This window comes from Stenotrophomonas sp. YJH_SMC_127, from assembly GCF_059372445.1.
The window spans coordinates 121,630-140,453 of the sequence record NZ_JCAFVO010000007.1; the positions used below are offsets into that span (position 1 = coordinate 121,630).

14 protein-coding genes are annotated in these 18,824 nt (G+C 68.5%); 8 read left to right on the forward strand and 6 right to left on the reverse strand.

Going from position 1 to position 18,824, the window contains the following annotated elements; translation table 11 throughout:
• Window positions 1–22: 22 nt before the first annotated feature.
• Together AC5QAB_RS16160 and AC5QAB_RS16165 are read left to right on the forward strand one after the other, a co-directional pair.
• A complete protein-coding gene (locus AC5QAB_RS16160) occupies window positions 23–928 on the forward strand; it encodes a recombination-associated protein RdgC (protein WP_005411825.1) in 906 nt (301 codons plus the stop codon).
• A gap of 59 nt (window positions 929–987) precedes the next feature.
• A complete protein-coding gene (locus AC5QAB_RS16165; protein WP_032962385.1) occupies window positions 988–1,767 on the forward strand; it encodes a M48 family metallopeptidase in 780 nt (259 codons plus the stop codon).
• Between the two features lie 325 nt (window positions 1,768–2,092).
• On the opposite strand, the gene AC5QAB_RS16170 is transcribed toward AC5QAB_RS16165, so the two are convergent.
• Window positions 2,093–2,959, reverse strand: coding sequence for a methylglyoxal synthase (locus AC5QAB_RS16170; RefSeq protein WP_032962387.1), 867 nt, complete (start codon window positions 2,957–2,959; stop codon window positions 2,093–2,095).
• A gap of 166 nt (window positions 2,960–3,125) precedes the next feature.
• Between AC5QAB_RS16170 and AC5QAB_RS16175 the strand changes: the two genes are divergently transcribed.
• Complete coding sequence (locus AC5QAB_RS16175) at window positions 3,126–5,534, forward strand: ATP-binding protein (protein ID WP_197561593.1); 2,409 nt, start codon at window positions 3,126–3,128, stop codon at window positions 5,532–5,534.
• Here AC5QAB_RS16175 and AC5QAB_RS16180 read toward each other — a convergent pair.
• The 3 genes from AC5QAB_RS16180 to AC5QAB_RS16190 form a co-directional block, all read right to left on the reverse strand.
• Window positions 5,520–6,965, reverse strand: a complete 1,446-nt coding sequence (locus tag AC5QAB_RS16180; RefSeq protein WP_032962391.1) for an FAD-dependent oxidoreductase — start codon at window positions 6,963–6,965, stop codon at window positions 5,520–5,522. The two genes, AC5QAB_RS16175 and AC5QAB_RS16180, sit on opposite strands and share 15 nt — an antisense overlap.
• 61 nt (window positions 6,966–7,026) lie before the next feature.
• Window positions 7,027–11,481: a glutamate synthase large subunit gene (gltB, locus tag AC5QAB_RS16185; protein ID WP_197561594.1), complete on the reverse strand. Its 4,455-nt coding sequence runs from the start codon at window positions 11,479–11,481 to the stop codon at window positions 7,027–7,029.
• A 174-nt stretch (window positions 11,482–11,655) separates the two neighbouring features.
• Window positions 11,656–12,045, reverse strand: a complete 390-nt coding sequence (locus tag AC5QAB_RS16190) for an I78 family peptidase inhibitor (protein ID WP_014035471.1) — start codon at window positions 12,043–12,045, stop codon at window positions 11,656–11,658.
• A gap of 111 nt (window positions 12,046–12,156) precedes the next feature.
• Here AC5QAB_RS16190 and AC5QAB_RS16195 point away from each other — a divergent pair, with 111 nt between their 5' ends.
• The gene (locus tag AC5QAB_RS16195; RefSeq protein ID WP_014645460.1) at window positions 12,157–13,215 is read left to right on the forward strand and encodes a DNA topoisomerase IB; all 1,059 of its coding nucleotides are present in this window, start codon (window positions 12,157–12,159) and stop codon (window positions 13,213–13,215) included.
• Here the strand turns inward: AC5QAB_RS16195 and AC5QAB_RS16200 are convergent.
• A complete protein-coding gene (locus tag AC5QAB_RS16200) occupies window positions 13,203–13,511 on the reverse strand; it encodes a hypothetical protein (RefSeq protein WP_014645461.1) in 309 nt (102 codons plus the stop codon). The two genes, AC5QAB_RS16195 and AC5QAB_RS16200, sit on opposite strands and share 13 nt — an antisense overlap.
• 219 nt (window positions 13,512–13,730) lie before the next feature.
• On the opposite strand from AC5QAB_RS16200, the gene AC5QAB_RS16205 reads away from it, so the two are divergent.
• The 3 genes from AC5QAB_RS16205 (at window position 13,731) to AC5QAB_RS16215 (ending at window position 17,183) form a co-directional block, all read left to right on the forward strand.
• Window positions 13,731–14,837 carry an SDR family oxidoreductase gene (locus AC5QAB_RS16205; protein ID WP_197561595.1) on the forward strand — a complete coding sequence of 369 codons (1,107 nt, stop codon included), beginning with the start codon at window positions 13,731–13,733 and terminating at the stop codon, window positions 14,835–14,837.
• A 114-nt stretch (window positions 14,838–14,951) separates the two neighbouring features.
• Complete coding sequence (locus AC5QAB_RS16210; RefSeq protein ID WP_197561596.1) at window positions 14,952–16,367, forward strand: XVIPCD domain-containing protein; 1,416 nt, start codon at window positions 14,952–14,954, stop codon at window positions 16,365–16,367.
• Window positions 16,368–16,370: 3 nt separating this feature from the next.
• Complete coding sequence (locus AC5QAB_RS16215) at window positions 16,371–17,183, forward strand: hypothetical protein (RefSeq protein ID WP_197561597.1); 813 nt, start codon at window positions 16,371–16,373, stop codon at window positions 17,181–17,183.
• Here AC5QAB_RS16215 and AC5QAB_RS16220 read toward each other — a convergent pair.
• A complete protein-coding gene (locus AC5QAB_RS16220; RefSeq protein ID WP_100450930.1) occupies window positions 17,118–18,245 on the reverse strand; it encodes a serine hydrolase domain-containing protein in 1,128 nt (375 codons plus the stop codon). The two genes, AC5QAB_RS16215 and AC5QAB_RS16220, sit on opposite strands and share 66 nt — an antisense overlap.
• A gap of 191 nt (window positions 18,246–18,436) precedes the next feature.
• Between AC5QAB_RS16220 and AC5QAB_RS16225 the strand changes: the two genes are divergently transcribed.
• The gene (locus AC5QAB_RS16225; RefSeq protein WP_014645465.1) at window positions 18,437–18,823 is read left to right on the forward strand and encodes a BlaI/MecI/CopY family transcriptional regulator; all 387 of its coding nucleotides are present in this window, start codon (window positions 18,437–18,439) and stop codon (window positions 18,821–18,823) included.
• Window position 18,824 lies beyond the last annotated feature (1 nt).

Genomic DNA, 18,824 nt, shown 5'->3' on the forward strand with positions numbered 1-18,824 from the left:
CCTCTTCGCCATCCGGAATTCCATGTTCTTTCGCAACCTGACGTTCTTCCGTTTCCCGACCACCACCGATTTTTCCGAAGTCGACACCCTGCTGCCGCACGCCCTGCTGAAGCCGGTCGGTGCGCTGGAAATGAATTCGCGCGGCTTCATCTCGCCGTTCGGCCGCGAGGAGAAGGAACTGCTCTCCCACCGCATCGCCGAACACCTGTGGCTGACCGTGGGCGGCGAGGACAAGATCCTGCCGGCGGCGGTGGTCAACGACCTGCTCGAGCGCAAGCTGGAGGAGATCGAGGAGAAGGAAGGCCGCCGCCCGGGTGGCCGCGAGCGCAAGCGGATGAAGGACGACCTGCTGCATGAACTGCTGCCGCGCGCCTTCGTGAAGTCCTCGCGCAATGATGCCTTCATCGACCTGCAGCACGGCTACGTGGCGGTGGATACCTCCAGCCGCAAGACCGGCGAGTACTTCATGTCCGACATCCGCGGCCTGCTCGGCAGCTTCCCGGCGATGCCGCTGAACGCCGAAGTCGCACCGCGTTCGATCCTGACCGGCTGGATCGCCGGCGAGCCGCTGCCGACCGGGCTGAGCCTGGGCGAAGAGTGCGAGATGAAGGATCCGGTGGAAGGCGGCGCCGTGGTCAAGTGCCAGCACCAGGAACTGCGCTGCGACGAGATCGACAAGCATCTGGACGCCGGCAAGCAGGTGACCAAGCTGGCGCTGATCTTCGAGGACAACCTGTCCTTCGTGATCGGCGACGACTTGATCGTGCGCAAGCTGAAGTTCCTCGACGGCGCACTGGACCAGCTGGAGCATGCCGACGAAGACGGCCGCCGCGCCGAGTTCGACGCCCGCTTCGCCCTGCAGAGCGCCGAGATCCGCCGCCTGTTCCTGTTGCTGGAAGAAGCGTTCAAGCTCAGCAAGGCTGACTGAACAGGCACCCTGTGGGCCGCCGGTCATCCGGCGGCCCGAAGCAGCGCTATGCTGGGCGCATGAGCCGTCTGCTGCGCCGCCTGATCAGCCCGACCCCGCCCGCTACCGTGCAGCGCGACACCGTTCGCCTGCGCCTGGAGGATGCCGAGATCGAGGTGCTGCGCGTGCGCGATCCGCGCGCGCGCCGGATCAAGCTGAGCGTGGACGAGCGCGGCGCACGGTTGACGCTGCCGCCGCGGGCCAGCCTGGTGATGGGCGAGCGATTCCTGGAACAGCACCGCGACTGGTTGGCGCTGCAGCTGCGCCAGTACCAGAGCCAGGGCCTGCCCGCCCCGTTGCAGCCGGGCGAGGACGGCGTGCTGCCACTGCGCGGCGACCTGTTGCCGCTGCGCTGGCAGGAAGGCCGCTATGCGCGGCTGGAGATCGACGAACACGGCGCCTGCGTGCAGTGGCCGACCCGTGCCGGCGATGCCACCCTGCGCCGCCTGCTGCGCGAGTTCTACGAAGCACAGACCCGCGCCGATGTCGGCCGCTGGCTGCCGAAGTACCTGCCCACCCTGCCACGTGCACCCAGCCGCCTGCGGCTGAAGGTGATGTCTTCGCAGTGGGGCTCGCTGGCGCCGGACGGCAGCATGGCACTGGACCTGGCCCTGGTGCTCGGTCGTCCGGAAGCGTTCGAGTACGTGCTGGTGCATGAACTCTGCCACCTGATCCAGCCGAATCATTCGCCCGCGTTCTGGCATGAAGTCGAACAACGTTTCCCCGCGTGGCGCGAGCAGCGCGACTACTTCCAGCTGGAAGGGCGCAGGCTGAAGGCGATGCTTCGCCAGCTGCTGTAGAGCTGAGCCGATGCTCGGCTGACGCGCGTGGCGCGGATATCCAGCCCTCGCGATCGACAGCAGCCGAGCATGGCTCGGCTCTACAAAAGCGCGCGCAGCGCGCGACCCGCTCCTGCTCTTCCTTCTTTCTTCCGTGATGGGCACACAGGAAACTGTCCGTGGCCGGGCGGGGTGGGTTGCGCAGGGGCGTGAGCCGCATGGATGCGGCGACCGAGCTTACAAGGACGTACTTGCAGCGACCCCTGCGCAATCCACCCCGCCCGGCAGAGCACGGCTTCTGATTTGAACGACCCACCACGAGGGGCTCAGCCGTTGGCCGAAACCCTCACCCCGCCCGCAACGCCGCCGCTGCCGCCCAGCGTGCCGCCACCCGCGGCGCCGTGATGCACACCGCCTGGTCGGTCACCGTCGTCACCGCGCGCTCCAGCAGCTGGATATCGGCCTCGTGCTGGCGTGCCACATGCGGGTCCTCGAAGAAGATCGCGCGCTGGCAGCGCCCCTCCAGCACGCGGTCGGCAATCTGTGCATCGCCGCCCATCGGGCCACTCTGGTAACGCGTCACCCACGGCGTATCGCTGGGCCAACCCCGGCTCCAGGCCAGCTCGTTCAAGCGCTGCCCGGTGGTGCCCGTCGCAACGCGTTGGCCAAACCGGGCCAGCACATCGAAGTACTCGTCAGCGAAGGCCAGCATCGCCGGCTTCATCGCATCATGCGCGATCAGCGCCAGCGTCTGCCCCTGGAAGGCATGCAGGTCGTCGGCACCGGTGTCGGCAGCCAGCCCGGCGTGGATGCGCTCCACCTCGATCCAGTCGCGTGCAGTGGCCACGGTTGAAATGAACGGCTTGCCGTGGATCACGCACTGCCGCTTGAGCGCGGTTGCTTCCGGAAACACCGAGGACGGATCGACCGGGTCGATCAGGTAGATCGCACCGTCCAGTGTCCGCTCCGGCCCCATGCCGACCACTTCGGCCACCAGCTTCATCAGGCCTCCCTCGCGCCCGTAGGGATACCGGTGCAGGCCGCCGTAGCCGGCCAGGAATCCCTGCCGTTCGATCGCATCGTGGGTGCGCCCGACCGCGTGCAGTGACACCCCCAGTTCGCGCAGGCCTGCCTCGCTGGCACGCAGCCAGCGGAACAGCGCCGCGCGCGCATCGTGGTGATGGAGACGGTTGGCAGCCAGGCCGATACGCATCGAGCGCTCCGTAGGACGGGTAGAAGCGGCAGTGTATGTCGGCATTCGCCGATGCGGATGCTTTTCCAATTTTTCTCATTGTCGCGGAAGCCTGCCTCGCTAGCGTGGCTGGCAGCGGTACCGCTGCGCGGCCGTGGTTCCTGCCCGCGAAATGAGGACGTCTACCGTGAATGTCGCCGGCCGCCGCGCCGTCGCCGCCGTCATGGCATCGCTGTTGCTGCCCGGCATCGCCGCTGCATCCGGTTGTACGGGCCCCCTGCAGGTGGCATGGCGCTCCGACCGGCCGCCCCTGTCATACAGCCAGCAGGGCGAGGTTGCGGGACTGGCCGCGGATTACCTGCCGCTGCTGGGCATGCAGGCGGCGCAGCATGCGAAGCCGTTGCCTGCGACGGTACTTACCGAGGGAGCACTGCCGGCCGGCACCCAGGTGCTGCTGGGCTGGCCGCGCGCACAGCTGCCGACAGGCTGGGTGGCCAGCAGGGCCTACCTGGAGGTGCCGCAGGTGATCGTGCGGCGCGAGGGCGCCGCTGCGGTGCTGGGGCTGGAGGGCCTGCGTGGCCGCAGCGTGGCCAGCCCGGACCGGCTGCCGCTGGAGCCATTGCTGGCCGAGCAGGCCCCGGGGGCGCAGCTGCTGGCCCCTGCGCCGCTGGACCACGCGCTGTCACTGCTGCGTGCCGGGCTGGTCGACGCCGTGGTCGCCAATCTCGCTGAACTGGAGGCCGCGCTCCGCGCGGAGCCAGGTGATGCTGTGGTGATCGCGGCACCCGCGGGCTTCGGCGATGCACTGGTACTCGCGGCCGTGCCGGCCTGTGCCGAGGTGGTCGCTGCTTTCGACCAGCGGCTCCTGCAGGAGAGCGATGCACATCGCGCGTCGAGCCGCAGCGCCTGGCTGCCGGACCGGCCACGCGCGCGGCTCACCGGTTCGGCGCTGCGCTGGCTGGTGCCGGCGTCGCTGATCCTGCTCGCGCTCGTGCTGCTGCATGCCTTCGGCTACTGGCGCGTGCATCGCGAGAGCGTGCGTCGCCGCGTGCTGGAGCAGCGGTTGCACGACGTCACCGCGAACCTGCCGGCGGTGGTCTACCAGGCCCGCCGTTCGGCAACCGGCCACTACAGCCTGGCGCAGATCGCCGGTGACGTGCAGGCGTTGTTCGGCGTAAGCGTGGAGACTGCGCGGATCGACCATCTGCAACTGCTGGCCGCGATGCATGCCGACGACCGCAGCCGGGTGATGGCGTGCATCGAAGCGGCCGCGCTGGTGCGCGGTCCCATCGACGTTACGTTCCGCACCCGGTCGGCGCAGGGCTGGCGCTGGGTCCGCTCACAGGGACGACCGCTGCAGTGCGATGACAGCAGCGTGGAGTGGAGCGGCTACTGGTTGGATGTCAGTGAAGCACAGGCGCGTGCAGTAGCGCTGGCCGAGGCGCGCCGCGCGGCCGAGCAGGCGGCGCTGGCCAAGAGCCATTTCCTGGCGACCATGAGCCACCAGATCCGCACGCCGATGAGTACCCTGCTGGGCATGCTGGAGCGATTGGCTGCCAGTGACCTGGATGCGGGCCAGCGGCAGGTGCTGACCACCGTGGGTGATGCCGCGCAGATGCTGCGGCAGATCCTGGACGATGTGCTGCACAGCCAGCGCCTGCAGCCAGCGCCACTGCAGCTGCGGCCGACCGATCTTGCGGCGCTGGTGCGCGCGGTGCAGCAGCTGTTGATGCCCGTCGCGGCCAGCCGCGGCCTGCACCTGCACAGCGAGATCGACCCCATGCTGCAGCAGTGGTCGCTGGCCGATGGGCTGCGCCTGCGCCAGGTCCTGTTCAACCTGGCCGGTAATGCACTCAAGTTCACTCTGCAGGGAAGCGTGGTGCTGCAGGCCCATGTGCTGCAGCAGCGCGATGGCGGGCAGCGGTTGCGCCTGCAGGTGACCGATACGGGCGTGGGCATCAGCATGGAGCGGCAACAGGCGGTATTCGCTGCCTACGAGCAGGCCGAGACCTCGACCACGCGCCGCTTTGGTGGCAGTGGGCTGGGCCTGTCGATCTGCCGCGAGCTGGCGGCATCGATGGGGGGCCAGCTGCACCTGCGCAGCGCGCCGGGCAAGGGAACCACCGTATGGCTGGAACTGGTGCTGGCGGCCTGTGCGGCACCGACGGTGGTACCGGTGCTCACGACGGCCGTGCAACGGCCGCTGCCGCCGGCGCGGGCACTGGTTGTTGAAGACCATCCGACCAACCTGCAGTTGCTGGTACAGCGCCTGCGCGAGCTGGGGCTGCAGGTACACGCCTGCGACGACGGCCAGCAGGCATGGGAGGCCTGGCAGGCGCAGCCCTTTGATCTGGTCATCACCGACTGCCATATGCCGCACATGGACGGCTTCGCGCTGGCACGGGCGATCCGTGGCGATACCTGCACCATCCGTGCGCAGGTGCCGATCGTCGCGCTGACTGCCAGTGTGCTGGAACGCACACGCGAGGCCTGCCGTGATGCGGGCATCGACCATTTCCTGGCCAAGCCGGTGGCGCCGTGCGAACTGCGCGCGCTGCTGGAGGAGCTGCTGTTGCCGGACTCAGTGCGCCAGTAGGCGGACGATGCTGGCAGCGGCGTCGCGGCCTTCGGCCACGGCGGTCACCACCAGGTCTGCACCGCGTACCGCGTCGCCACCGGCGAACAGGCGTGGATGCGCGGTCTGGAACGGCAGGCGGTCCTTGCCCCCGGCGACGATGCGGCCGTTGGGCTGGCCTTCCACCCCCAGGTCCGCCAGCCACGCCGGCACGCTCGGCGAGAAGCCGAAGGCGATGATCACCACGTCCGCTTCCAGCAGGGATTCACTGCCTTCGATCGGCACGGCGTTCTGGCGGCCATTGGCATCGGGTTCGCCCAGCCGGGTTTCGACCACGGTCACGCCGATCACTTCATCGTCGGCGCCGGCTTCGATCGACAGCGGTTGGCGGTTGAACAGGAAGCGCACGCCCTCTTCGCGCGCATTGGCCACTTCGCGAGCGCTGCCGGGCATGTTGGCTTCGTCGCGCCGGTAGGCGCAGGTGACCTTGGCCGCGCCGAGGCGCACCGCGCTGCGCACGCAGTCCATGCCGGTATCGCCACCACCGAGCACCACCACCCGCTTGCCGTTGAGGTCGGGCAGGGCGATGGTGTCTTCCCAGCCGGCAATCGGCCGGCCCTTCGGGTCATCGCCGCCGACGATGCGGCTGTTCTGCACCAGGAACGGCAGCGCCGGCAGCACGCCCTTCAGGTCCTGGCCGTCGAGGCCACCATCGGTGTAGCGGTAGGCGCCGGTACCGATGAACACCGCATCGTGGGTGTCCAGCAGCTGCTGCACGCTGAGGTCGCGGCCGATCTCCACGCCGAGGCGGAACTGCACGCCCATGCCCTCCAGCACGTCGCGGCGCCGGTGGATCACGTCCTTGTCCAGCTTGAAGCTGGGAATGCCGAACTGCAGCAGGCCGCCGATCTGCTCGTAGCGGTCATAGACCACCGCGGCAATGCCGGCGCGGGCCAAGCGGTCGGCGCAGGCCAGGCCCGCGGGACCGGCCCCGATCACCGCCACGCTGCGGCCGGTCGGCTGCACCGCGCCCAGGTCAGGGCGCCAGCCGCTGGCCAGCGCGGTATCGACGATGTACTTCTCCACCGCACCGATGGTGACCGCACCGAACTCTTCCAGCGTGCAGCTGCCCTCGCATAGGCGATCCTGCGGGCAGACCCGGCCGCACACCTCCGGCAGCGGGTTGGTGCTGTGGCACAGCGTGGCGGCTTCGTGGATGCGGTTCTCCTGCACCAGCTGCAGCCACTGCGGAATGGCGTTGTGCACCGGGCACTTCCAGCTGCAGTACGGGTTGCCGCAGTCCAGGCAGCGGCCCGCCTGGTACTGGGCGTCCTCCTTGCCGAATTTTCCGTACAGCTCGCCCCAGTCGCCGGACGTGCGCAGTTCCACCGGGATGCGCTGCGGCATGGTGCGGGGCAGGTCGAGGAACTGGAAGGCGTGCTTGCGGCTCATGGCGGGCTCTGGAATGCGAGGGGGAACGTTGCCGGCCAGCGGCCGGCACTACCGGAAAACATCACGCGGCGCGTCGCAGGGTTTCGGTCAGCGACTCGATGCTGGCGGCCTTGGGTTTGACCAGCCAGAACTTGCCGATGTAATCGCGGAACTCGTCCAGGATCTGCTGTGCCCAGATGCTGCCGGTCAGCTCGCGATGGCGGCCGATCAGGCGGTGCAGGTGCTGGCGGTAGTTCTCGAAGCCTTCGGCGGACACGCGATGGATGTCGATCAGCTCGTGGTTGTAGCGGTCGACGAAATCACGGTCCACGTCCAGTACGTAGGCCAGGCCGCCGGTGAAGCCGGCGCCGAAGTTCAGCCCGACCTTGCCCAGCACCAGCACCACGCCATCGGTCATGTACTCGCAGCAGTGGTCACCGGCACCTTCGACCACGGCCAGTGCGCCGGAATTGCGCACCGCGAAGCGCTCGCCGGCGCGGCCGGCAGCGAACAGCTCACCGCCGGTGGCACCGTACAGGCAGGTGTTGCCGATGATGGCGGTGCTGCGTGCCTCGAAGCGCGCGCCACGCGGCGGCCGCACCACCAGCCGGCCGCCAGCCATGCCCTTGCCGACGTAATCGTTGGCTTCGCCTTCCACCTCCAGGTGCAGGCCACCGACATTGAAGGCGCCGAAGCTCTGCCCGGCGCTGCCACGGAAGCGCAGTTCCAGCGGTGCCTCGGCCATGCCCTGGTTGCCGTGCGCGCGTGCCACCGCACCCGCCAGGCGGGTACCGATGCTGCGGTCGGTGTTGTGGATCAGGAAGCGATGCTCGCCGCCGCGCTTGTGCTGGATCGACGGCGCCAGCAGGCCATCCATCTGCGTGGCCAGGCTGTCCGGCGATTCGTACAGGCGCTGCGCGGCGCAGTGGCTGCCCTCGTAGCGGCTGTCGGCCAGCAGGCGCGACAGGTCCACGCGCACGCCGTCGCGCGGCGCGGATTCGATCTGGCGCAGCAGGTCGGTACGGCCGACGATCTCTTCCAGCGAACGCGCGCCCAGGTAGGACAGCCAGCCGCGCACTTCCTCGGCCAGCAGCCGGAAGAAGTTCTCCACGCGCTCGGGCTGCCCGGTGAAGTGGTTCTCGCGCAGGCGCTCGTCCTGGGTGGCCACGCCGGTGGCACAGTTGTTGAGGTGACAGATGCGCAGGTACTTGCAGCCCAGCACGATCATCGGCGCGGTGCCGAAGCCGAAGCTGTCGGCGCCCAGCAATGCGGCCTTGACCACGTCCAGCCCGGTCTTCAGGCCGCCATCGGTCTGCAGCAGGGTACGGCCGCGCAGGTCGTTGGCGAGCAGCGCCTGGTGCGCCTCGGCCACGCCCAGCTCCCACGGCACGCCGGCATAGCGGATCGAGCTGACCGGCGATGCACCGGTGCCGCCATCATGGCCGGAGATGGTGATCAGATCCGCACCGGCCTTGACCACGCCCGCCGCAATCGTTCCGACGCCGGCATGGCTGACCAGCTTCACCGACACCAGCGCGGTCGGGTTGACCTGCTTGAGGTCGTAGATCAGCTGCGCCAGGTCCTCGATCGAATAGATGTCGTGATGCGGCGGCGGCGAAATCAGACCGATGCCCGGGCGCGCATAGCGCAGCCGCGCGATCAGTTCGTTGACCTTGTGCCCGGGCAGCTGGCCACCCTCGCCGGGCTTGGCACCCTGCGCGACCTTGATCTGCAGCACCTCGGCATTGACCAGGTACTCGGCGGTCACGCCGAAGCGCCCGGAGGCCACCTGCTTGATCTTGCTGCGCCTGGCGGTGCCATAGCGTGCGGGGTCTTCACCGCCTTCGCCGGAATTGCTGCGGCCACCCAGGCGATTCATCGCAATCGCCAGCGCTTCATGCGCTTCCGGTGACAGGGCGCCGAGGCTGATCGCCGCGGTATCGAAGCGCGGGAACAGTTCGCTGGCCGGGGCCACCTCATCGAGCGGTGCGGGCGTGGCGGCAGGGACCAGTTCCAGCAGGTCACGCAGTGCCGAGGGCGGGCGCGCATGCACCGCATCGCAGTACTGCTGCCAGGCACGCGGATCGCCGCTGCGCGCCGCGCGCTGCAGGGTGGTGACCACGTCCGGGTTGTACATGTGGTACTCGCCGCCGTGCACGTACTTCAGCAGGCCGCCGACATCCACGTCCTGCTGCGCGTCCCACGCCTGCGCGCACAGCTCGCGCGCGTCGGCATCCAGGCGCGCGAAACCCGCGCCACCGATGCGCGAGGCGGTATCCGGGAAGCACAGATCGACGACCTCCGGTTCCAGGCCGATGATCTCGAACAGCTGCGCGCCGCGGTAGCTGGCCACGGTACAGATGCCCATCTTCGAGATGATCTTCGACAGCCCCTTGTAGACGCCCTTGCGGTAGCGGCGGCCGATCTGCGACTGCTCACCGCCCTTGCTGAGCTTGAGGATGCCGCGGCGGCCCAGGTCGAACAGGGTCTGGTAGGCCAGGTACGGATACACCGCCGTGGCGCCGAAGCCGAGCAGGCAGGCCATGTGATGCGGATCGCGCGCGGTGCCGGTCTCGACGATGAGATTCACGTCGCAGCGCAGGCCCAGCCGCGAGAGGTGGTGGTGGATGGCGCTGGTGGCCAGCAGCGCATGCACCATCGGCCGCCCGGCCACCGGGTAGCGGTCGGACAGCAGCAGCATCACCATGCCGTCGCGCGCGGCCTGTTCGGCCTCGGCGCAGATGCGCTCGATGCCGGCACGCAGGCCCTCGTCTTCGCTGTAGGACAGGTCGAGCAGGCGGTTGGCCTGCACGTACTGCTCCATCTTCAGCAGCTGGCGCAGCTTGCGCTGGCTGAGCACCGGCGAATTGAGGATGACGTGGTTCACCGTCTCCGGACCGGCATGGAAGATGTTGGTCTCCTTGCCGAGCTGGGTGGACAGGGACATCGCGCAGTCTTCGCGCAGCGGATCGATCGGCGGGTTGGTGACCTGCGCGAAGGCCTGGCGGAAATAGTCGTACAGCGGGCGGCTGCGCTGGCTCAGCACCGCCATCGGCGTGTCGTCGCCCATCGAGCCGGTGGCTTCCTGCTCGGTCTCGGCCAGCGGCCGCAGTACCTGCTCCACTTCCTCGCTGCTGAGCTGGTACAGCTTGTGGTAGCTGCGCAGGGTGGCTTCGTCGAACGGCTCTTCCACCAGCGACGGGTCGATCAGTTCGGTCTGCAGGTAGGTCACGCCCTGCTGCAGCCACTGCTTGTAGGGCGCGCGGCCGCGGTTGATGCGGTCGACCGCATCGGAGTCGAGCAGGTCGCCGCGCTTGAGGTCGATCGCGATCATTTCGCCGGGGCCGAGCTTGCCCTTGCGCACCACCCGCTCGGTGGGCACTTCCCACACGCCCGCTTCAGAGGCAACCAGGAAGTGGCGGTCGGCGGTCAGCATCCAGCGTGCCGGGCGCAGGCCGTTGCGGTCGAGGGTGCAGACGGCGTAGCGGCTGTCGCAGGCAACGATGCCGGCCGGGCCATCCCACGGCTCGCTGTTCAGGCCGTGGAACTCGTAGAACGCGGCCAGGTCCGGGTCCTTGAACTCCAGCGACTGGGTGGCCGGCGGCACCAGGATGCGCAGCGCCTGGATCAGCTCCATGCCACCGGCGACCATCAGTTCCAGCATGTTGTCCAGGCTCTGCGAGTCCGAGCCGTGCATGGAGATCACCGGGTCGAATTCGGCGATGTCGAAGCGCGGCGTCTTCCACACCTTGCTGCGCGCCTGGGCCCAGCGGCGGTTGCCTTCGATGGTGTTGATCTCGCCATTGTGGGCGAGCATCCGGAACGGGTGGGCAAGCGGCCAGCGCGGCAGCGTGTTGGTCGAGAAGCGCTGGTGGAACACGATCGCGCTGGAGGCCAGTTCGCGCCGCTGCAGGTCGGGATAGAAGCGGCTGAGCTTGTCCGGCAGCACCATGCCCTTGTAGCTGATCGCATCGGGGGTGAGGGTGGTGACGTAGAAATCAGCGTGATCGCGCAGCTGCTGCTCGCTGCGGCGACGGGCCAGGAACAGCGCCAGCGCGAAGCCGGCATCGTCCTGGCCGACACCGGCATCGACGAACACCTGTTCGATGCGCGGCAGGGTATCGCGCGCCAGCTGGCCGCAGACGCTGTCATCGGTGGGTACCTCGCGCCAGCCGGCGACCTTGCAGCCGACCGCTTCCACCTGCGCCTGCAGCTGGGTACGGCAGGCGTCGGCGGCCTCGCTGTCGTGCGGCAGGAACACCAGGCCGGCAGCGAAGCGCGCGGCGGTGGTGATGCCGGCTTCGCTGGCCAGCAGTTTCAGGAATGCATTGGGGCGGCGCAGCAGCAGGCCACAGCCATCGCCGGTCAGGCCATCGGCGGCGACGCCGCCACGGTGGGTCATGCGCGAAAGCGCGGCGATGGCGGTATCAACCAACAGGCGCGAAGGTTGATCGTCGAGCTGGGCGACCATGCCAAATCCACAGGCATCGCGCTCGGAGCGCGGGTCGTAAAGCCCTTGGCGGTTGCGGGGGGCCATCTCTACCTCGATGCGTATAGGGTTGGCGGCGACACTCGTCCCCGCTCATTCCCTGGAGCGCATCGTGAGGCCACCGGATGCCTCGACTAGATCACAGGTTGCTGCAGCGCCGCAATACACGGTTGCAGGTGCAACAGAACGCGCCGGCAACCCCGTGCCGGCGCGGGGTCGCCCTCAGCCGCAGCGCACGCCGCTGACCAGGCCCTTGTCGTCCACTTCGATGTTCAGGCGGTCGCCGAGGAATTCCATCGTGGCCACGTCGTTGGGCTTCATGACGCGCAGCTGGTGGGCACCGGCATCTTCCTGCGCCTGCTTGCCCAGCGCGTCGGCGTAGGCCTGGCCGACCAGGCTCTGCACCTGGCTGGCATCGCAGGTGCCGACCGGCGGTGCCTCGGTGGCCTTGCCGGCTTCGTCGGCCGGTGCCTTGGCGGCTTCGGCAGCCTGCTGGGCATGGGCCGTGGCCGAATCCTGTTCATCCAGCGCCGGTGCCTGGCAGGCGGTCAGGGCCAGCACGGCCGGCAGCAGCAGGGCGGAGAGCGAACGGGCGCGAATCGGGAACGACATCATGACTCCGGAAGGGATTGTGAAAGCCCGAGCATAGCGGCGAACCGATCCTCACGTGTTTGTCTTGTGTTATCGACAGGATCGCGGCAGCGCGGCAGCGACACTGCACGCATGCCGACACCCTCTACCCCCGAACGACAGGCCGCGCGCGCTGCGGGCCTGCGCTATGTCGATGACACCCAGCCGGGCATCAGCCGGCGCCGCGCCGGCAAGGGCTTCAGCTACCGCGATGCCGATGGCCATGCGGTGCGCGATGCCGCCACCCTGCAGCGCATCCGCGCGCTGGCGATTCCACCGGCCTATACCGCCGTATGGATCTGCGCCCACGCCAATGGCCATCTGCAGGCCACCGGCCGCGATGCCCGCGGGCGCAAGCAGTACCGCTACCACGCTGATTGGGCCGCAGTGCGCGACGCCGGCAAGTTCGACCGGGTGATCGCCTTTGGTGAAGCACTACCCGCGCTGCGGCGCCGGCTCAGCCGCGATCTCAAGCACAGCGGCTTCCCCCGCGAGAAGGTGCTGGCGGTCGTGGTCGCGCTGCTGGCCGACACCCTGGTGCGGGTAGGCAATGAGTCCTATGCCAAGGAAAACAGATCCTTTGGCCTGACCACGCTGCGCAACCGGCACCTCGACCTGCTGCGCGGCGGGCGCGTACGGATGCGCTTCCGCGGCAAATCCGGGCAGCTGCACGAAGTGACGGTAGGTGACCGCCGGCTGGGCACGCTGGTGCGCGGCGTGCAGCAGTTGCCGGGCCAGGCGTTGTTCCAGTATCGCGACGACGACGGTGCCATCCAGCCGGTCGACTCCGGTGCGGTCAACGATTACCTGCGCGAGGTGATGGGCGAGGAATTCACCGCCAAGGATTTCCGCACCTGGGGCGGCACCCTGGCCGCGGTGCAAGCGTTCGCGGCCACCGAGTTGCCCGAACCGGCCAGCCAGCGTGCGCTGGCCAAGGTACAGCGTGAGGTGGTGTGCAAGGTGGCGACCCAGTTGGGCAATACGCCTGCGGTGTGCCGCAAGGCCTACATCGACCCCTGCGTGTTCGCCGGCTGGGAGCGCGGTGAACTGGCGGAACTGGCCGGCCTGCGTGGGCCGCGCCAGTGGGAGCAGGCCACCCTGCGCGTGCTGCGCAGGGCGCGCCGGCTCAGCCGCAGACGTCAGCCGCAATAGATCGCGGTGATGTTGTTGGTGCGGCCCTTCTCGATGGTCAGGCGGTCACCGCCTTCGTGTGCCGGCGGCACGCGCGGGCCGTCATGGCGCAGCACCTGCACGTGCAGGCTGTCGCTGTCCACGCGCGCGCGCTCGACGGTTGCGGCGGAGGCGGCCAAGCCGAGCGCACCACGCACCCTGTCGCTGTGGCACTGGCCGGAAATCACGCCGTCGATCGGCTGCACCTGGGCCACCGGCGTGCTGCTGCAGGCGGCGAGGGCGAGACAGACGGCGGCGGTGGCGATGGCATGCTTCATGGAAGGGTTCCTTGGTGTGGTTGCGTGCAGCGTGCGACGGCGCACGTGGTGGCGGAATGAACACCGTGCACATCGTGGATACGGTGCGCTCACCCCCGCCAACAGCCTGGGTGGAGACACTGCAGTCGCGGCGGATGCCGCCCCCGGTACTGCGGCGCATGCGCCCGGTAGTGCCGGCCGCTGGCCGGCAATCCCATTCCCGCCCCCGAGGAGACCTGCATGGCCACCACCCGAAAGACCCCCGCCCGCCGCAAAGCCTCACCCAAGGTGCGCAAGGGCAGCACCGCGACCCAGACCGCTGCCGACTCCGCTCGCCCGCGGGTGGTGAAGACCGCAACCCGCAAGGCGGCGGCCGGTGATCCCCGCGCCGCCCGCGTTGCCGCCCGGCAGCGGCGCCTGCAGGACCAGGAAAAGGCCAAGGACGCCCGCGCAGCCAAGAAGGCCACGAAAAAGACCGCGACCCAGGCCGGCGCACGCCGCCAGCCGGAGGCCATGCCGGCCCAGCAGCTGGCAAAGCCGGGGCACGAACACGAACTGGAGCTGGCACCGCGCTTCCTCGCGCCGGACTACACCGGCAGCGGCAAGCTGCAGGGCATGCGCGCGATCGTCACTGGCGGTGATTCCGGCATCGGCCGTGCTGTGGCCGTGCTGTTCGCACGCGAAGGCGCCGATGTGGCGGTCCTGCACCTGGACGAGGCCGAAGATGCCGACATCACCCGCCAGCACGTGGAGCGCGAAGGTGGCCGCTGTGTGGTGATCGCCGGTGACGTGCGCGACCCGCGCTTCTGCAACAAGGCGGTCAAGCAGGTGGCCAAGGCCTTCGGTGGCATCGACATCCTGGTCAACAACGCCGCGTTCCAGCTGCACTGCGAGCGGCTGGAGGATCTGGAAGACGCGCACCTGCAGGAGACGCTGCAGACCAACATCGGCGGCTACATCCAGATGGCGCGTGCGGTACTGCCGCATCTGGGCGAGGGGGCCAGCATCATCAACACCGGCTCGGAAACCGGACTCTTCGGCAGCAAGGCGCTGATCGACTACTCGGCCACCAAGGGCGCGATCCATGCGTTCACCAAGGCCCTGGCCAGCCAGCTGCTGCCGCGCGGCATCCGGGTCAACTGCGTGGCGCCGGGGCCGGTATGGACGCCGCTGAACCCGGCCGACAAGCAGGCCGGGGATGTCGCCGAGTTCGGAAAGGACAGCGACATGGGCCGGCCTGCACAGCCTGAAGAGCTGTCACCGGCGTATGTGTTCCTGGCCTCGCCGGTCTGTGCAAGCTACATCAGCGGGGCGATCCTGCCGGTGATGGGTGGGCCGCGCGGCTGAGTCGTGTCGGTTCCCGCCTGGATCCGGCGGCAGCGAAGGTGTGCGGCCTGTCAAAGGCCCCACACCGTGCGATTGGTAGGCTGATCCTGTACCGACCATGTTCAAGGACCGACCATGCCCGAAATGGATATCAATGCCGCAGCCAACGAGGTCGTCGCCCTGCTGCGGCGGAACGATGCGCGTGCTGCCGCCACCCGCCTCCAGGCCCTGCACGACGGACAGAGCGCAGTGGTGCAGGAATCGCTGGATCGCTATATCTCGGCGCGTGCGGCCGCCGAGCTTGAGGGCTTGCGCCGGAACGGGGGCGTGGCCGCAGCGGATGCAGCTACGGTGAATCCGATGCTGGATCGCTTGGGCGAGGCGACGCGCCCGCCGCGGATGCCCGATGCTGCCGAGACAGCGGGATTGAGCCAGGCCCAGCAGTACGACGTTTATGGCAGCATCGTGGCCCAGCGCGGCAACATCGCAGCGAACGATGCAATGGCAACCCAGGACCGCGTGGTGCTGGGGTTGCGCGATGAGAACCGCACCACCGAGGCGCGCGGACGTGGGGTCTACGATGACCGCATCGTGGTGCTGTGGAAGGATGCGCAGGGCCGCGGCCACGTGCGCGAGTTCAACCAGGCCACGACCGAGCCGACCGCCCAGTACGACGGACATGCCAAGACCGCGCCGCGCAGCCCGGGCTTTGGCAATGTGGCGCCGCGTACCAAGACCGAGGGTGAGGACGTCAACGGCGACCGGGTCAAGGATCTGGGGCGCCTGGGCGAGGGCACCATCGAGATGCGCGCCACCACCCGTCCGCGCAATGGCCATCCCGATGAGTTCGCACTGCGTCCTTCGCAGGACGCGATCACTGCGGGCGCCGGACGGGTGGAGCGCGACAGCAATGGCGATGGCTGGTTCGATGCGCGTGATACCCAGGGCGTGCAGGACCTCAACGACACCTTCAAGATCCATCGTGGCAGCCATTCCAACACCGATTCGGCCGGTTGCCAGACCATCGGTGGCGGCGAGTATGACGACTTCGTGTCGACGGTGCGCGGCACGCCTGGGCAGAACCGCTGGCAGTACGTGCTGACCTCGGTTGCACCCGGCCAGACGCGCGAATTGGGGCAGGACGTGCCGCTCGCGGCCAACGATGACCCCCGTCAACCGCAGCATCGCGATCATGCCCTGCAGCAGCAGATCAGTACGCGCCTGCAGGCCCTGGGCGGACGCTACGCCGAGCATGCCGAGGACTACAGCCTGGTGATGCTGCGCGAAGCGAAGGCCGCGGGCATCACCCGGGTCGACCAGATCTTGGCCAGCAATCCCAGCGCCGGCCGTGCGGCTGGCGAGACACTGTTCCTGGTGCAGGGCAGCCCGGGCGATCCTGCGGCGCTGCGCGCAGGGGTCAATGCGGCGGAGGTGCGCGAGACCGCGGTGGAATCCAGCCTGCGCCAGCTGCAGCAGCAATCGCGCGAACAGGCTGCACCTGCGCCCGCGCCGGCACAGCAGCAGGACGCGCCGGCGATGGGAGGGCGTTGATCGATGATCCGATCGCAGTTGACGCCGAGCGTTCCATTGATGCTGCTGCTGGCCTGCAGTGCCTGCGCGCCCGCTGGAGAGCGCGTCGCGCCGGTGGCGCCCACTGCCAGCTCGGCCGCGAAACCGGAGGCCCTGCCTGCGCAGACCCTTCCCACGGATCGTGGACTGCCCGCATTGCCGAAGGCTTCCGGCAGCGGCCATCCCGGCGGCCGCTACGCTACGCTGCCCGAACCTGCCAGGCAGGTGCTGGCGCAGTTGAAGTGCAACGTGGAGAGCGCCAGCAAGGTGCAGGTGCTCTCCATTCCCGCGCAGGATGGCCAGCAGGATTTGATGGTTACTGATCGCAGCGGGCCGCGTTTCCGCTATTGGATGCGGTCGTTCTCCGGCAGTGGCGGTACCACCGCCTATCTGGTGCAGCTGCAGGGCTGCCCGGCAACCACCACGGGCATGCGCGCCTACATCGCACAGGGAGCCGCACCGCTGCAGGATGTCACCGCATCCATCCTGGCGCAGGCCGGATTGCCCGATGCGGCGACCATGACGGCCTACCAGGAAAAGGGCGCGGGCGATCTGTTCGCCTTCATCGGCGTGCTGGACAAAGTGCCAGTGCTGCGCTGGGTGGCCGAAGCCGACCCCGAACAGCCACTGGCCGCCGATGCACGCAGCTTCGACCATGGCAATGCCATCCACGGCGGTTTCCTGCACTGGAACCAGGATCACTTCGAAGTGGCCAGGGCCGTTCCCGCCGCGCTATGGCCCTGCGATGACAGCCCGTTGCTGCCGTGCAAGGCCGACCCGTTCGTGACGGGGCGTTGAGGCATCGCGCACATAGAAGTCGGCAATGCGCGGAATGAACTGCTGCGGATTGGCACCGACAAGATTGGTCAGCACCACGACCGCCACGCCGCGCTCGGGATAGACCACGAAGGCCGAGCGCGCACCGCCGATACCGGCCACCTGAAGGTCGGGCGATGCGCGCAGTACCGCCCAGCCACCCGCCCACGGGCCGGCGCGGCCATCAGCGAGGCGCTCTGCGCTCCACATCCGCCGCAGTGCCGTCTCCGGCAGCAAACGGCCTTCGGTCAGTGCGACCAGCCAGCGCGCGGTGTCGTCGGCGGTGGTGAGGATGCCGCCACCGGCCCAGAGCGAAGGCGGTATGTCGTAGAACCAGTGCGACAGGCGGGACGGTGCATCCACAGCATCGGTGGCACGCGGGGCCAGGCTGTACATCGTCGCCGCATCCGGAATCAGGTCGTAGCTGTCGCCGAAGGTGGTGCGGGCCATGCGCGCGCTGCTGAACTGGCGTGTGGCCAGGAAACGTTCGTAGGACATACCGGATTGCTGCGCGATGATCCGTGCCAGCAGGACATAGTTGGTCTGGTTGTAGGCGAAGCGCTGCCCGGGCGCCGCTTCCAGCGGCCGAGCTGTCACCGCCGTCCACGCCTGTGCTTCGGAGCCACCGCCCAGCAGTCCGTTCGCATCAAGGATGTCCGGAAGGCCTGAGGCATGCGCCAGCAACTGGTGTACGCGCACGTCTCTCCACGCTGGCGGAAGATCATCCAGGTAACGCGAGGCCGGCGCGTCCAGATCCAGTCGTCCCTCCTGCGCCAGCTGCGCAGCCGCCACGCCGGTGAATGCCTTGGTGGCCGAGTTGAGCGGGAAGCGGGTGTCGCGCGAGGCACGCACACCGTTCTCGACATTGGCCAGACCGTAGGCCTCGGACAGCACGATCTGCCCGTCCTTGACCACCGCGACCTGCAATCCGGGGATGCGCTGCTCCAGCATGATCTGGCGGATCAGGCGGCGGGTCTGGTCGTTGGCCTGGTCCTGGTCCTGGCTGGCAGCAACGGCGGCGAAGGGCAATGCACTGATGAGCATGAGCAGGGCACGGAGCATTGGGCGGGACATGTGGAATTCCAGCGGGGCGTTGCGGATCGGATGCAGCGGGCGGGTCAAAGGTTTAGGCGCTCGGTGGTGCCTACCGTTCGTCGGCCCATGACTTCCGGGGGGTTGACTACAGTTGTCGTCACGCAGACAGTGGCGACACGTGTAGTTAAGGGAGTGGTGTCATGCGTGGCAAGACGATCGGGGACCAGGAGCTGGCCCTGCTGCAGTACATCGATGAACATGCGCCGGCCACCGTCGGCGAGGTCGCCAGTGGCTACGGGGAGGCCCGTGGGCTGGCCCGCTCCACCGTGCTGACGATGATGGAGCGACTGCGGGCGAAGGGGTATCTTCAGCGCCAGCAGCAGGACGGTGTCTACCGCTACCAGGCCACGCGTGGCCCGCAGAGCGTGCTGCAGGGCGCGGTGGCGCAGTTCGTCGACAATACCCTGCAGGGCTCGGTGTCGCCGTTCGTGGCCTACCTGTCGCAGCGCCAGCAGGTCAGCGACAACGAGCTGGCCGAACTGGAAGCGCTGGTTGCCCAACTCCAATCGCGCCGCCACGAGGGCTGAG

Bases quoted from the DNA above. Each gene is read 5' to 3' on its own strand.
- AC5QAB_RS16190 (WP_014035471.1), bottom strand. From the start codon at position 12,045: ATGTCGTTCCCGATTCGCGCCCGTTCGCTCTCCGCCCTGCTGCTGCCG.
- AC5QAB_RS16165 (WP_032962385.1), top strand. From the start codon at position 988: ATGAGCCGTCTGCTGCGCCGCCTGATCAGCCCGACCCCGCCCGCTACC.
- AC5QAB_RS16180 (WP_032962391.1), bottom strand. From the start codon at position 6,965: ATGAGCCGCAAGCACGCCTTCCAGTTCCTCGACCTGCCCCGCACCATG.
- gltB (WP_197561594.1), bottom strand. From the start codon at position 11,481: ATGGCCCCCCGCAACCGCCAAGGGCTTTACGACCCGCGCTCCGAGCGC.
- AC5QAB_RS16215 (WP_197561597.1), top strand. From the start codon at position 16,371: ATGATCCGATCGCAGTTGACGCCGAGCGTTCCATTGATGCTGCTGCTG.
- AC5QAB_RS16200 (WP_014645461.1), bottom strand. From the start codon at position 13,511: ATGAAGCATGCCATCGCCACCGCCGCCGTCTGTCTCGCCCTCGCCGCC.
- AC5QAB_RS16205 (WP_197561595.1), top strand. From the start codon at position 13,731: ATGGCCACCACCCGAAAGACCCCCGCCCGCCGCAAAGCCTCACCCAAG.
- AC5QAB_RS16220 (WP_100450930.1), bottom strand. From the start codon at position 18,245: ATGCTCATCAGTGCATTGCCCTTCGCCGCCGTTGCTGCCAGCCAGGAC.
- AC5QAB_RS16195 (WP_014645460.1), top strand. From the start codon at position 12,157: ATGCCGACACCCTCTACCCCCGAACGACAGGCCGCGCGCGCTGCGGGC.
- AC5QAB_RS16160 (WP_005411825.1), top strand. From the start codon at position 23: ATGTTCTTTCGCAACCTGACGTTCTTCCGTTTCCCGACCACCACCGAT.
- AC5QAB_RS16170 (WP_032962387.1), bottom strand. From the start codon at position 2,959: ATGCGTATCGGCCTGGCTGCCAACCGTCTCCATCACCACGATGCGCGC.
- AC5QAB_RS16210 (WP_197561596.1), top strand. From the start codon at position 14,952: ATGCCCGAAATGGATATCAATGCCGCAGCCAACGAGGTCGTCGCCCTG.
- AC5QAB_RS16225 (WP_014645465.1), top strand. From the start codon at position 18,437: ATGCGTGGCAAGACGATCGGGGACCAGGAGCTGGCCCTGCTGCAGTAC.